Genomic DNA, 13,387 nt, shown 5'->3' on the forward strand with positions numbered 1-13,387 from the left:
GCGACGAAGTCGAGCTCTTCGCCAACGAGCAAAAAGCCAGGTCTTTCAAAGACACCACGATCAGCCAGCACAACACGGTCGATGGTGATCACGGCCGCATCGAGACCCGCCACCACCGTCTTCCATGATGTCGGCTGGCTCCAGGAGCGCCACAACTGGCCCGGCTTGAAGGGCGTGGTGATGGTCGAGAGCGAGCGCCGGATCAACACCAAGGTCGAACGGGAAACGCGCTTCTACATCACGTCAGCAATCGACAAGGCCGACCAGCTCGGTGACATCGTTCGGCGCCACTGGTCCGTCGAGAGCATGCACTGGCTGATGGACTGCCTCTTCAGAGACGATGAATGCCGGGTCCGCACCGAACATGCTCCGGCCAATTTCACCACCATCAATCACATCGCACATAACCTGTTGCGGCGGAATCCCGCCAAACTGTCGATGACCAACAAACGATTGAAGGCCGGGTGGAACGAGAAATTCCTCGTCAGCCTCATCTCGTGAAATTCAACTCACCCGATTCCCCTGCGTGCTTAAATGGTTGCGAAACGCACCGACTGCTTGTTTGCCAATGGACCCCCATTGCCATGCAGAGCGAGCCATCGCCTGGCATGTAACGGTTATTACACTGTTTTCGGCCGGGTCGGCGGTTGCCGCGCATTCCGCGCTTGATGCGCGTCGGGCAGGCTTCTAGACCAGTCGGGGAGGAGGCCGCGACGACGCGGCGCACGGCGTCATGCCGGGTTTTCGGGAGGAACCGCCTTGGATTTCGCGCTCACCGACGAGCAGAGCCAGATCTTCACGGTGGCGCGGGACTTCGCCGTCGAGAAGATGGCCCCCCACGCCGCGCGCTGGGAGGAGGAGAAGGCGCTGCCGCGCGACGTCCTCACCGAACTCGCCGGGCTGGGCATGGCGGCGATCTACGTGCGCGACGACCATGGCTCCGGCCTGTCGCGGCTCGACGCGGCACTGATCTTCGAAGCCCTGTCCTATGGCGATCCGTCCGTCTCGGCCTTCCTGTCAATCCACAACATGGTCGCCTGGATGATCGACAGCTTCGGCAGCCAGGAGCAGCGCGCCGAATGGCTGCCGAAGCTCGCCTCCATGGAAAAGGTCGCGAGTTACTGCCTGACCGAGCCCGGCTCGGGCTCCGACGCGGCGGCCCTGCGCACCAGCGCAAAGCCCGACGGCAACGGCTATCTCCTCAACGGCACCAAGAGCTTCATCTCCGGCGCCGGCTTCTCCGACCTCTATGTCGTCATGGCGCGGACCGGGGAGGCGGGGCCGAAGGGCATCTCCGCCATCCTCGTCGAGAACGGCACCGAGGGCCTGTCCTTCGGGGCGCTGGAGAAGAAGATGGGCTGGATCGCCCAGCCGACCGCCGAAGTCCGCCTCGACGGCTGCCGGGTGCCGGGCGGCAATCTTCTGGGCGAAGTGGGCAAGGGCTTTTCCTACGCCATGATGGGTCTGGACGGCGGCCGTCTGAACATCTCGGCCTGCGCCCTCGGCGCGGCCCAGGCGGCGCTGGACAAGTCGGTCGCCTACATGCGCGACCGCCAGGCCTTCGGGAAGAACCTCACCGAGTTCCAGGCCCTGCAGTTCCGGCTGGCCGACATGGAAACGCAGCTTCAGGCCGCGCGCATCTTCCTGCGCCAGGCCGCCTGGAAGCTCGACACCAAGGCGCCCGACGCGACCAAGCATTGCGCCATGGCCAAGCGCTTCGTCACCGATGCCAGCTTCGAGGTCGCCAACATGGCCCTGCAGCTGCATGGCGGCTACGGCTATCTCGCCGACTACGGCATCGAGAAGATCGTGCGCGATCTGCGGGTCCACCAGATCCTGGAAGGCACCAACGAGATCATGCGGATGATCACCGCGCGCGCACTCCTGGCGGAGCATTCATGAGCAACGACACCATGGCAGCGACAGACGACGTCCTCATCCGGGTCGAGGGCAAGGCGGGGCGCATCACCCTCAACCGGCCGAAATCCCTCAACGCCCTGTCCCATCCCATGTCGCTGGCCATCGAGGCGGCGATGGACGGCTGGGCCAACGATCCCGCGGTTCACCTCGTCGTCATGGACGCGGCCGGCGACCGGGCCTTCTGCGCCGGCGGCGACATCCAGAAGATCTATCACGACAGCCGCGCCGGCGACCTGGCGGCCGCCCGCAGATTCTGGGCCGAGGAATACCGGCTGAACGCCAAGATCGCCCGCTACCCCAAGCCGGTCGTGGCGCTGATGGACGGTATCGTCATGGGCGGCGGGGTCGGTCTCGGCGGCCATGCCAGCCACCGCATCGTGACCGAGCGCTCGATGGTCGCCATGCCCGAATGCGCCATCGGCCTGGTGCCCGATGTCGGGGCGACGCTGATCCTGGCCCGGGCCCCCGGAAGGCTCGGCGAGTATCTGGCGCTGACCGGGTTTCGCATGGGGCCGGGCGAGGCCATCGCCGCCGGCTTCGCCGATGCCTGCGTGGCCTCCGCCCGGCTGCCGGCCCTGACCGAGGCGCTTGTGGCGAGCGGCGATGCGGGCACGGTCGCGCGCTTCACCGAGACGGCGCCGGCCTCGACGCTGGCCGAGCAGAGCGCCGGCATCGACGCGGCCTTTGCGGGCGCCGACGCGGCGGACATCCTGCAGCGGCTGGCCGCCGATGGTGGGGAATGGGCGCAGCGCACGGCGGCCGCCATCCGCAAGGGCTCGCCGATCTCCGTCGGCGCGACGCTGGAACTGGTGCGCGCGGCGCGCGCCGAGCCGACCATCGAGGCGGCGCTGCGCAACGAATATCGCTTCACCTACCGGTCCATCGACCAGGGCGAATTGTTGGAGGGCATCCGCGCCGCGGTGATCGACAAGGATCGCGAGCCCAAATGGTCGCCGGCGCGGATCGAGGACCTGCCGCAGGCGCGGGTCGCCGCCATGCTGGCGCCACTGGGCGAGCACGAACTGACATTGGAAGACTAGGGCGCCGTGCGTCCGGCAGGATGCACGAGGGACGCTCCAATTGATGGAATCCAGCAGGGGAGGAACGGCCATGAAGATCGGTTTCGTCGGTCTCGGCAACATGGGGGCGCCGATGGCGGCCAATCTGGCGAAGGCCGGTCACGCGGTGAGCGGCTACGACACCGCCGGCGTCACCGTCGAGGGCGTCACGCCCGCCGCGTCGCTCGCCGAGGCGGTGACAGGTATGGAGGCGGTGATCACCATGCTGCCCAACGGCGACATCGTGCGCGCCGTCCATGCCGACATCGTGCCCCGGGCCGCGCCCGGCGCGCTGCTGATCGACTGCTCGACGGTGGATGTGGAGAGTGCCCGCGCAGCCCACGACATGGCGCGCGAGGCCGGGCTCCTGTCCCTCGACGCGCCGGTTTCCGGCGGCACCGGCGGCGCGGCGGCCGGCACCCTGACCTTCATGGTCGGCGGCAGCCAGGACGCCTTCGCCAAGGGCAGCCCGCTCTTCGAGACCATGGGCCAGAAGGCAGTGCATTGCGGCGATGCCGGTGCCGGCCAGGCCGCCAAGATCTGCAACAACATGATCCTGGGGATCTCGATGATCGGGGTCTGCGAGGCGTTCCATCTGGCCGACAAGCTCGGCCTCGACCGCCAGGCGATGTTCGACGTGGCGTCGACCTCGTCGGGCTCCTGCTGGTCGATCAACACCTATTGCCCGGCGCCGGGCATCGGCCCCAAGAGCCCGGCCGACAACGACTACAAGCCCGGCTTTGCGGCCGAGCTGATGCTGAAGGACCTCGACCTGTCGCAGACCGCGGCCGAGGCTGCCGGCGCCACGACCGAGCTCGGCCGCCACGCCCGCGACATCTACGATGCCTTCGTCCAGTCCGGCGGCAAGGGCCGCGACTTCTCGGCGATCCTGGACCAGCTCGGCAAGCAGTGACGCCATTGCGGCCGGCTTCGCGAAGAGGCCGGCCGCGTCGTCAGGCGGCGCGAGCCGTCACAGCTTCACTGTCCGCAGCCGCAGGGCGTTGGCGATGACCGAGACCGAGGACAGGCTCATCGCGGCGGCGGCGAGCATCGGCGACAGCAGCAGGCCGAAGACCGGATAGAGGACGCCGGCCGCGATCGGCACTCCCAGCGCATTGTAGACGAAGGCGAAGAACAGGTTCTGCTTGATGTTGCGGATCGTGGCACGGGCCAGGTGGCGGGCCCGCACGATGCCGTTGAGGTCACCCTTCACCAGCGTCATGCCGGCGCTCTCGACCGCCACGTCGGCGCCGGTGCCCATGGCGATGCCGACATCGGCCGCAGCCAGCGCCGGCGCGTCGTTGACGCCGTCGCCGGCGACCGCGACCCTGGCGCCGCCGGCGCGCAGTTCCTCCACCAGCGCCTGCTTGTCCTGTGGCGAAAGGCCGGCCCGCACCTCGTCGATGCCCAGCCGGACGGCGACCGCCCTGGCGGTGCGCTCGTTGTCGCCGGTCGCCATGACGATTCGCATGCCGCTGTCGTGCAGGGCCCGGATCGCGGCTTCGGTGGTCGACTTGATCGGGTCGGAGACCGCGATGAAGCCGGCAGCCCGGCCATCGATGCCGACGAACATCACGGTCTTGCCGTCGGTCTCCATCTGTTGTGCGTCGTCGTCCAGCGCCTCGCCGTCGATTCCCTCGGCCTTGAGCATGGCGCGGTTGCCGAGAATGACGAGCGAGCCGCGCACATGACCGCGCACGCCCTTGCCGGTGACGGCGTCGAACTGGGTCGCCTCCGACAGGGTCGCGCCGCGATCGCGCGCGCCTGCGACGATCGCCTCGGCCAGCGGATGCTCGGATCCGCGTTCGAGGCTGGCGGCGGCCGCCAGCAATTGCGTCTCGTCGCCGTCGACGGCGATCACGTCGGTGAGCTGCGGCCTGCCTTCGGTGAGCGTGCCGGTCTTGTCGACGATCAGCGTGTCGACCTTGGCGAAGCGCTCCAGGGCCTCGGCATCCTTGATGAGGACGCCGGCGGACGCGCCGCGCCCGGTGGCGGTCATGATCGACATGGGGGTCGCCAGACCGAGTGCGCAGGGGCAGGCGATGATCAGCACCGAGACGGCGGCGACCAGCCCGTACACCATGGCCGGCTGTGGGCCGACCCAAGCCCAGACGACGAAGGCGACGATCGCCGACAGCACCACCGCCGGCACGAAATAGCCCGCGACCGTGTCGGCCAGACCCTGGATCGGCGCGCGCGAGCGCTGTGCCTTCGCCACCATCTCCACGATCCGCGACAGAGTGGTGTCCGCCCCGACCGCCTGCGCCTCCATGACGAAGGTGCCGTTGCGGTTCAGCGTGCCGCCGGTCACCGTGTCGCCGGCGTTCTTTTCCACCGGCACCGGCTCGCCGGTGATCATCGATTCGTCGACCGCCGAGCGGCCCTCGATCAGCGTGCCGTCGACCGGCACGCTTTCGCCGGGGCGCACGCGCAGACGGTCGCCGGCAGCCAGCGCGTCGAGCGGCACGTCCTCGTCGGTCCCGTCCGCCTTGATGCGCCGGGCCGTCTTCGGCGCCAGATCCATCAGCGCGCGGATCGCCGAGCCTGTGCGCTCGCGCGCCTTCAGCTCCAGCACCTGGCCGACGAAGATCAGCGCCACGATGACCGCCGCGGCCTCGAAATACACCGGCACGACGCCGTGTGCGCGGAACGAGGCCGGGAACAGGCCGGGCAGGAAGGTCGCCACGACGCTGTAGCCATAGGCGGCACCGACGCCAATGGCGATCAGCGTCCACATGTTGGGGGAGCGATGGACGATCGACGCCCAGCCCCGCTTGAAGAAGGGGAGCCCCGCCCACAGGACGACCGGCGTCGCCAGCACGAATTCCAGATAGGTGGCCAGTTCCTCGCCGATCCAGCCGCGGACCGGCAGCCCGACCATCGGGCCCATCGAGATGACGAGCAGCGGGATGGCACAGAGGGCACTGACCCAGAGCCGGCGGGTGAAGTCGACCAGCTCCGGATTTGGACCCTCCTCGCCGGTCGGGACGCCCGTCGGCTCCAGCGCCATCCCGCATTTCGGGCAGTCGCCGGGGTGGTCCTGGAGGATTTCCGGATGCATCGGGCAGGTGTATTGCGTGCCCTCCGGCATCGGCTCGGGCGCGGGCCGGTCGCCCAGATAGGCGTCGGGGTCGGCCTCGAACTTCGACTGGCAGCCGGCCGAGCAGAAATAGAACCGCTCGCCGCCATGCCTGGCCATGTGGCGCGCATCGATGCGCTCGACGCTCATGCCGCAGACCGGATCCTCTGCGGTCAGATAGTCCTGCGGCGCGGCCACGAATTTCTCGCGGCAGCGATCGGAGCAGAAATGCACCGTGCGGCCGTCAGGGTTCGTCGTCGGCTTGCCGGCCTGCGGATCGACGGTCATGCCGCAGACCGGATCGCGGGTGACGGCCCCGGCGCCTTCGTCGTGGCCATGATGGGCATGATGGCCGGTATTGTGGGTCTCGGGCATGGGAGCCTCGCTGCCAGGAGATTGCCGCCAGGTCGGGCGATTTGCGGCGAAGATGGAGATTCCAGCGACTGGAAGGTCAAGGGCCGCGTCGTGAACGAGGACGGACGAGCGCCAACGCAGGCCGATCCGGGCGCATCGTCAGGCGGACGAATTTTCTCCGCGACGGTCTTTGAAGCGCGTGGCGGCTTCCCCACTTAGCGGCAACGCATGGCGATCGCTGGGCGAGCGTCGACGCACGTCTTCTGCTCGCCCACGGGTTCGCCGTGGGTGCTGGCGAGGGACGCGGGCGAAACGAACATTCGAGACCGGGCCACCCGACGCCCGGACAGGAGCGATGGGTGGAAGCGACTGCGATTGGCGGCTTGGCGGCCGAAGGAATACCGACCTGGATCTGGTTGGCGACGATCGGCGGCATCGTCGGATTGTTCATTTTCGATTTCATGACCCATGTGCGCAAGCCGCACGAGCCGAGCTTCATGGAAGCGGCGGCCTGGTCGACCTTCTACATCGCCATTGCAATCCTGTTCGGCTTCGGGGTCTGGTATTTCTGGGACCGCACGCACGGCATCGAGTTCTTTGCCGGCTTCATCACCGAGAAGAGCCTGTCGGTCGACAACCTCTTCGTCTTCGTCATCATCATGAAGAGCTTCGCCGTGCCGCGGATCCATCAGCAGAAGGCGCTGCTGATCGGCATCGTGCTGGCGCTGATCATGCGCGGCATCTTCATTGCGGTCGGCGCGGCCGCGATCGAGCGGTTTGCCTGGGTGTTCTACCTGTTCGGTGCCTTCCTCCTGTGGACGGCCTACAAGCTGGCCGTGGAGAGCTTCTCCCACAATCACAGCACCGACGAGGAATACGAGCCCAATGCCGTCGTGAAGTGGTTCCAGCGCAATGTGCGCACCACGAACGATTTCGCCGGCGGCGCGCTGACGATTCGCCGCGACGGTCTGCGCTACTTCACCCCGATGTTCGTGGTGATCGTCGCCCTGGGCATGACCGACCTGCTGTTTGCGCTCGATTCGATCCCGGCGATCTACGGCCTGACCGACGCGCCCTACATCGTCTTCACCGCCAACGCCTTTGCGCTTCTGGGGCTCCTGCAGCTGTACTTCCTGCTCGGCGGGCTCCTGGACCGGCTGGTCTATCTCGGCTTCGGCCTGGCCCTCGTCCTGGGCTTCATCGGCGCCAAGCTGATCATCCATGCGATGGAGGCCAACACGCTGGGCTTCATCAATGGCGGCCAGCCCATCGAGGGCCTGCCCCATATCAGCACCAGCTTCTCGCTGGGGGTGATCGTGGGTATCCTCGTGATCACGACGGTGGCCAGCCTGATCCGCTCCGGCATGGTCGCCAGGCGTGCCGCTGACGAGCCCGGCGGTCGGAACTGAGACCCAGACGCGGTGGATCGGCGCCGGCACGTGCGGCGCCCCCGCGTCACGGGATGAGGACAGGGAGGAATGGTGGCGGACAATCCGAAGGACGCACGCCCCGACGGCTCCGTGGCGCATGAGCCGCGGCCTGCCGTCGCAGGCGGGTCGCAGGATGGCGACTGGGATGCCCGCAGCCAGGCGCTGGCAGAGCGCCTGGCCGAGCAGCGGCGGCGCATGCCCGCGATGCGCGACGAGCCGGCCAGCCGCTCCGGCGGGATGCAGGGCGTTGCCCAGGGCATGAAGATCGCCAGCGAATTCGTTGCCGGCATCCTGGTGGGTGCCGGCATCGGCTATCTCATCGATCAGCTCGCCGGCACGACGCCCTTCGGCCTCATCGTCTTTCTGATGATCGGATTCGCCGCCGGCGTTCTCAACGTCATCCGCGGCGTCTCCGGCGGAACGCCACCCCACGGCCCGGACCCGGCCTGAGCCGGCGCGGCCGATTCCGGTGCAATTGCGAAGGGCAATCTGACGACGGGGTGTTGCGAAGCCCGGTTTGGGACGCTATGGGCATGACGGCCCTCGCCAGGGCCCAGCGCGAGATGACGAAGGACCAGTGAGTTTGGCGACGAACCCGACAGATCCGATGCACCAGTTCCAGATTTCCAACATCGTACCGATCGAGATCGGCGGGTTGGATTTCTCGTTCACGAACTCTGCCCTGTTCATGGTGGCGACGGTCGCGGTCGCCACGGCGTTCCTGTATTATTCGACCCGCGGGCGCGGCCTCGTGCCGAGCCGCATGCAGTCGATCAGCGAACTGTCCTACGAATTCGTGGCCAACATGCTGCGGGACGCGGCGGGCTCGGGTGGCATGCGCTTCTTCCCGTTCGTCTTCTCGCTGTTCATGTTCATCCTGGTCGCCAACCTGCTCGGCATGGTGCCGTATTTCTTCACGGTGACCAGCCACCTGATCGTGACCTTCGCCCTGTCGATGCTCGTCATCGGCGTCGTAGTGGTCTACGGCCTGAAGAAGCACGGCCTGCACTTCTTCAAGCTTTTCGTGCCGTCGGGGGTCCCGGGGATCCTGCTGCCGCTCGTGGTGCTGATCGAGGTCGTGTCGTTCCTGTCGCGGCCGGTTTCGCTCTCGGTTCGTCTCTTCGCCAACATGCTGGCGGGTCACATCACGCTGAAGGTCTTTGCCGGCTTCGTGGTCTCGCTGAGCGCCTTCGGCGCGCTCGGGATCTTCGGTGCGATCCTGCCCCTCGCCATGACCGTCGCTCTGACGGCGCTCGAATTCCTGGTCGCCGCGTTGCAAGCCTACGTCTTCGCGGTACTGACCTGCATGTATCTCAACGACGCGATCCATCCAGGCCACTAAGACGACGATTCCAGGATAACCCAGAGGCGGCCGTCCAGCCGCCACAACAGCCGCAATAGAATTTTCAAAGGAGTTAGACATGGACGCGGAAGCAGCAAGATACATTGGTGCCGGCCTCGCATGCTTCGGCATGGCTGGAACCGCCCTCGGTCTCGGCAACATGTTCGCCGCCTACCTCTCGGGCGCACTGCGCAACCCGTCGGCCGCCGACGGCCAGTTCGGCCGCCTGATCTTCGGCTTCGCGGTGACGGAAGCGCTCGGCATCTTCTCGCTGCTGATCGCGCTTCTGCTCCTCTTCGCCGTCTGATCGGCGTCCAGCGCAGTTAAGAAGACCGACCGGCGGCAGCCCCTGTCGCCGGTCCCCTATGCCGGGAGCCCTCGATGTTCGTCACACCCGCCTTCGCGCAGACCGAATCGCCGGATGCCGTCGACTTGCCGCCCGCCGGCGAGACCGCCGAGCTGCACGGCGAGACGATCCACGTCGAGGGTGAGCACAGCACCTTCCCGCCCTTCAATACCGAATATTATCCCTCGCAGCTGCTCTGGCTCGCGATCACCTTCGGCATCTTCTACCTCGTCCTGAAGAAGGTGATCCTGCCGCGGATCGCCGGGGTCCTGGAGAACCGCCGCGACCGGATCGCCCTCGACCTGGAAGCCGCCGAGCGGATGAAGTCCGATTCCGACGAGGCCAAGGCCGCCTACGAGCAGGACCTGGCCGCGGCCCGCGACCGGGCCCACAAGATCGGCCACGAGGCCCGCGATTCGGCCAAGACCAGCGCCGAGGCCGAGCGCAAGCGCCTCGACGTGAAGTTGGACGAGGAACTGGACGCGGCCCAGATCCGCATTGCCGCGGTTCGCGACGAGGCCCTGAAGGATGTCGGCCAGATCGCCGAAGAGACCGCCGACACCATCCTGCGCGAGGTCATCCGCATGGACGTCTCCCGCGAGGACGTCGCCGGCGCCGTGACCGCCGTGCGCAGCTGAGGAGCCGACAATGGACAATTCATTCTGGGCGTTCGTCGCCCTCCTCATCTTCCTTGCCATCTTCTGGTACGTGAAGGCGCCGGCCAAGATCGGCTCGTCGCTGGACGACCGGGCTGACCGCATCCGCAACGAGATCGAGGAAGCGCGCGAGCTGAAGGAAGAGGCCAAGCAGCAGCTGGCCGAATATCAGCGCCGCCGCCAGGAGGCCGAGGAGGAGGCGAAGGAGATCGTCGCCGCCGCCAAGCGCGAGGCCGAGTTGATGCTCCAGGACACGCGCCGCAAGAACGAGGAATATGTTCAGCGCCGCACGGCGATGGCCGAGACCAAGATCGCGCAGGCCGAGGCCGACGCGGTGACCGAAGTGCGCGCGACGGCGATCGACCTGGCCGTGGCTGCGGCCGCCAAGATCATCGCCGAGCGCAATTCGGGCGGCAATGCCGGCCAGTTCGTCGACTCCTCGATCGCCGAAGTCCGCAACCGGCTCAACTGAGCCGTCGGGTGGTCCCGGGGCCGCAACGCGACACGACATTCTGAAAAGGGCTGCCTTCGGCGGCCCTTTTTCGTTGTGCGGTCGGATCGGCGACGGGAGAGGCTATTCGGCGGCGTCGAGCAGGTCGCGGCGCAGCGGGCTGAAGCTCATGCGATGGATCGGTGTTGGTCCGAGACGCGCAATGGCGCCCAGATGCTCCGGCGTGCCGTAGCCCATGTGGCGGGAAAAGCCGTAGCCCTCGTAGGCGCGGCAGGCTCGCGCCATGATCCGGTCGCGCGTGACCTTGGCGACGATCGACGCGGCGGCGATGCTGAGGCTCAGCGCGTCGCCCGAGATGACCGCCGTGCCGGCGCAGCGCAGCGCAGGGGGGACGTCGCGGCCGTCGACGAGGACGTGGCAGGGCGACTGGGGCAGGGCGTGGAGCGCCCGCCGCATGGCGATGAGCGTCGCGCCGCGGATGTTGAACCGGTCGATCTCGTCGGCGCTGGCCGATGCGATGCCGACCAGGGCCTTGGCGACGATCTCGGTGAACAGCCGCTCGCGGTCGGCGGGCAGGAGCTTCTTGGAATCGTCGAGCCCGTCGGGGAAATCATTGGCGGGGAAGATCACCGCGGCAGCCACGACAGGGCCGGCCAGCGGGCCGCGTCCGGCCTCGTCGATGCCGGCGATGTACCGCCTGCCTTCGCTCAGCAGCAGCGCCTCGCGCGAAAAGTCGGGGCCCTTGGCTGCAACGACGCGGCGCGCGGGTTTCTTCGTGCAAACGGGAGAATCGGAGGAACGGCGAGCCATGATGCGGCGAGACTCGCGCATTCTCCGATTCTCCACAAGCCTCGCCGAGTCCGGGGTGGCAAACCGGCGAGTTCATCCGGCCGAGGGGTGATGGCCGGACGATGGGGTGCGGGTGCTAGAGCAGCGCCAGCTGGACGCCCGTGCCGCGGGGCGGCGTGAACAGGTCGCAGCGCAATTGCGTGCGGGTCTCGTTCAGGCCGAGGCGGCGCGCCGCGATCTCGAACCGCCGCCGGATCTGGAAGGCGTAGGGCCCGGTGCCGCGCATCCGCTTGCCCCATTCGGCGTCGTAGTCCTTGCCGTCGCGCATGGACCGCAGCAGCGACAGGACGTGCCGGTAGCGGTTGGGGTAGTGGCGCAGCAGCCAGTCCTTGAACAGCGGCGAGACTTCCAGCGGCATCCGGAGGAGGACGTAGCCGACCTCCTTTGCCCCTGCGGTCTGCGCCGATTCCAGGAGCCGCTCGATCTCCGAATCGGTCAGGCCCGGAATGATCGGCGCGGTCATCACCATGGTCGGCACGCCGGCCTCGCTCAGGGTCCGGACCGCCTCGAGCCGCTTGGCCGGCGTCGCCGCCCGGGGCTCCATGGCCCGCGCCAGCGTCCGGTCGAGGGTGGTCACCGACAGCGCCACCTTGGCCAGTCCCTTGGCCGCCATCCGCGACAGGATGTCGATGTCGCGCAGGACCAGCGCCGACTTGGTCACGATGCCGACCGGATGGTTGGCCGCTTCCAGCACCTCCAGCACCTCGCGCATGACCCGCCAGGTCTTCTCGATGGGCTGGTAGGGATCGGTGTTGGTGCCGATGGCGATGGGCTTCACCTGGTAGCCGGGCTTGGACAGCTCCCGCTCCAGCAGTTCGGCGGCGTTCGGCTTGGCGAACAGCCGGGATTCGAAGTCGAGGCCGGGCGACAGGCCCATATAGGCGTGGGACGGCCGGGCGAAGCAGTAGACGCAGCCGTGCTCGCAGCCGCGATACGGATTGATCGAGCGGTCGAAGGATATGTCTGGCGAGGTGTTTCGGCTGATGATCGTCCTAGGCTTCTCGACCTGCACGTCGGTCTTGAAGGCCGGCAGGTCGTCGAGGCTGTTCCAGCCGTCGTCGACGGCCTGCCGCTTGAACGGTTCGAAGCGGCCGCTGGGGTTCAACCCCGCGCCGCGGCCACGCCGCCGGTCGAAGCCAATCCGCAGGCCTGCCTCGCCGATGATGTGGTTGGCGATGTCGATGCCGTCGGGCGCGGAAAACGCAGCGCGGTCGGCCTTGGCGATGTCCTGCATGGCGCTGTTCTCCCTGGTTCCTGGAACCTGTCTGCGACGAATGTCCTAGACCTGATATGAGAACAAGACAAGAACAAAATAGGTTCCGTTCTGGTCACGGGCCGCTGGCTCGGTTAGAGCAGGGGATGCTGAGCGTTTTCATGGATTGCGGACCCGAGGATCAGTGGCTGGCGGCAAGCCTGGCGTCGCTCATCCCCGGCGCCGTGGAAGGGCTCGTGCGCGAGGTCGTGCTGGTCGACCGGGGCATGGACGAGAACGCCCGCAAGGTGGCTGACCATGCCGGCTGCCGCATCGTTGCCGCGGGCGACTTCCGCACGGCCATCGAGGCGGCGCGCGGCGACTGGCTGCTGCTGCTGGAGCCTGGCGCGCGGCTGCTGCCGGGCTGGATGGAGGCCGTCGTCGAGCATGCCGACCAGGTGGGGGCAGGGCGGGCCACGACGCCGGCGGCGCGTTTTCGCCGGTCACCCAACGACCGGCCGGGTTTCTTCGTCCGGTTCCGCCAGATCCGCACCGCGATGGCGGAAGGGTTCCTCGTCCAGAAGCGCCAGGCCATCGGCCTGTCGAAGCTCGCCTTCAGCCTGGAGGAGGTCGCCAAGGGCGTCGCGGTGACGCGGATGCGGGCCTTCATCCGCCCGGCCGTTCGCGGCAGTAGCGGCAACTGACGGCCC

The 13,387-nt window shown here is 67.6% G+C and carries 14 protein-coding genes; 11 read left to right on the plus strand and 3 right to left on the minus strand.

Annotated features, from left to right (window positions below; genetic code table 11):
- The 4 genes from VQ042_RS13565 to mmsB all read left to right on the plus strand — a co-directional run.
- Positions 1-501 (plus strand): ISAs1 family transposase (locus tag VQ042_RS13565; RefSeq protein WP_331820104.1); only part of this gene is annotated, 501 nt, incomplete at its 5' end.
- Between the two features lie 258 nt (positions 502-759).
- Positions 760-1,902, plus strand: a complete 1,143-nt coding sequence (locus VQ042_RS13570; protein WP_331820106.1) for an acyl-CoA dehydrogenase family protein — start codon at positions 760-762, stop codon at positions 1,900-1,902.
- Complete coding sequence (locus VQ042_RS13575) at positions 1,899-2,960, plus strand: enoyl-CoA hydratase/isomerase family protein (protein WP_331820108.1); 1,062 nt, start codon at positions 1,899-1,901, stop codon at positions 2,958-2,960. The genes VQ042_RS13570 and VQ042_RS13575 overlap by 4 nt, the downstream gene beginning before the upstream one ends.
- Positions 2,961-3,030: 70 nt before the next feature.
- Positions 3,031-3,891 carry a 3-hydroxyisobutyrate dehydrogenase gene (gene mmsB, locus VQ042_RS13580; protein WP_331820110.1) on the plus strand — a complete coding sequence of 287 codons (861 nt, stop codon included), beginning with the start codon at positions 3,031-3,033 and terminating at the stop codon, positions 3,889-3,891.
- 57 nt (positions 3,892-3,948) lie between these two features.
- Here mmsB and VQ042_RS13585 read toward each other — a convergent pair whose 3' ends face one another.
- Positions 3,949-6,432, minus strand: a complete 2,484-nt coding sequence (locus VQ042_RS13585) for a heavy metal translocating P-type ATPase (RefSeq protein WP_331820113.1) — start codon at positions 6,430-6,432, stop codon at positions 3,949-3,951.
- Between the two features lie 338 nt (positions 6,433-6,770).
- Between VQ042_RS13585 and VQ042_RS13590 the strand changes: the two genes are divergently transcribed.
- From VQ042_RS13590 to VQ042_RS13615, 6 genes are all read left to right on the plus strand, one after another.
- Complete coding sequence (locus VQ042_RS13590; RefSeq protein WP_331820115.1) at positions 6,771-7,820, plus strand: TerC/Alx family metal homeostasis membrane protein; 1,050 nt, start codon at positions 6,771-6,773, stop codon at positions 7,818-7,820.
- 69 nt (positions 7,821-7,889) lie between these two features.
- The gene (locus VQ042_RS13595) at positions 7,890-8,291 is read left to right on the plus strand and encodes an AtpZ/AtpI family protein (protein WP_331820117.1); all 402 of its coding nucleotides are present in this window, start codon (positions 7,890-7,892) and stop codon (positions 8,289-8,291) included.
- Between the two features lie 157 nt (positions 8,292-8,448).
- Positions 8,449-9,183, plus strand: a complete 735-nt coding sequence (locus tag VQ042_RS13600) for a F0F1 ATP synthase subunit A (protein WP_331820206.1) — start codon at positions 8,449-8,451, stop codon at positions 9,181-9,183.
- Positions 9,184-9,262: 79 nt separating this feature from the next.
- Positions 9,263-9,490, plus strand: a complete 228-nt coding sequence (locus VQ042_RS13605) for a F0F1 ATP synthase subunit C (protein WP_163042766.1) — start codon at positions 9,263-9,265, stop codon at positions 9,488-9,490.
- A 74-nt stretch (positions 9,491-9,564) separates the two neighbouring features.
- Positions 9,565-10,167: a F0F1 ATP synthase subunit B gene (locus tag VQ042_RS13610; RefSeq protein WP_331820119.1), complete on the plus strand. Its 603-nt coding sequence runs from the start codon at positions 9,565-9,567 to the stop codon at positions 10,165-10,167.
- Positions 10,168-10,177: 10 nt separating this feature from the next.
- On the plus strand, positions 10,178-10,657 hold the full coding sequence (locus VQ042_RS13615; protein ID WP_331820121.1) for a F0F1 ATP synthase subunit B: 480 nt from the start codon (positions 10,178-10,180) through the stop codon (positions 10,655-10,657).
- 102 nt (positions 10,658-10,759) lie between these two features.
- Here VQ042_RS13615 and VQ042_RS13620 read toward each other — a convergent pair whose 3' ends face one another.
- Positions 10,760-11,446, minus strand: coding sequence for a ribonuclease HII (locus tag VQ042_RS13620; protein WP_442880086.1), 687 nt, complete (start codon positions 11,444-11,446; stop codon positions 10,760-10,762).
- 115 nt (positions 11,447-11,561) lie between these two features.
- Positions 11,562-12,719 carry a PA0069 family radical SAM protein gene (locus VQ042_RS13625; RefSeq protein ID WP_331820125.1) on the minus strand — a complete coding sequence of 386 codons (1,158 nt, stop codon included), beginning with the start codon at positions 12,717-12,719 and terminating at the stop codon, positions 11,562-11,564.
- A gap of 125 nt (positions 12,720-12,844) precedes the next feature.
- On the opposite strand from VQ042_RS13625, the gene VQ042_RS13630 reads away from it, so the two are divergent.
- Positions 12,845-13,381: a glycosyl transferase family 2 gene (locus VQ042_RS13630; protein WP_331820127.1), complete on the plus strand. Its 537-nt coding sequence runs from the start codon at positions 12,845-12,847 to the stop codon at positions 13,379-13,381.
- Positions 13,382-13,387 lie beyond the last annotated feature (6 nt).

Source organism: Aurantimonas sp. A2-1-M11 (genome assembly GCF_036549475.1).
Lineage (GTDB): Bacteria > Pseudomonadota > Alphaproteobacteria > Rhizobiales > Rhizobiaceae > Aurantimonas.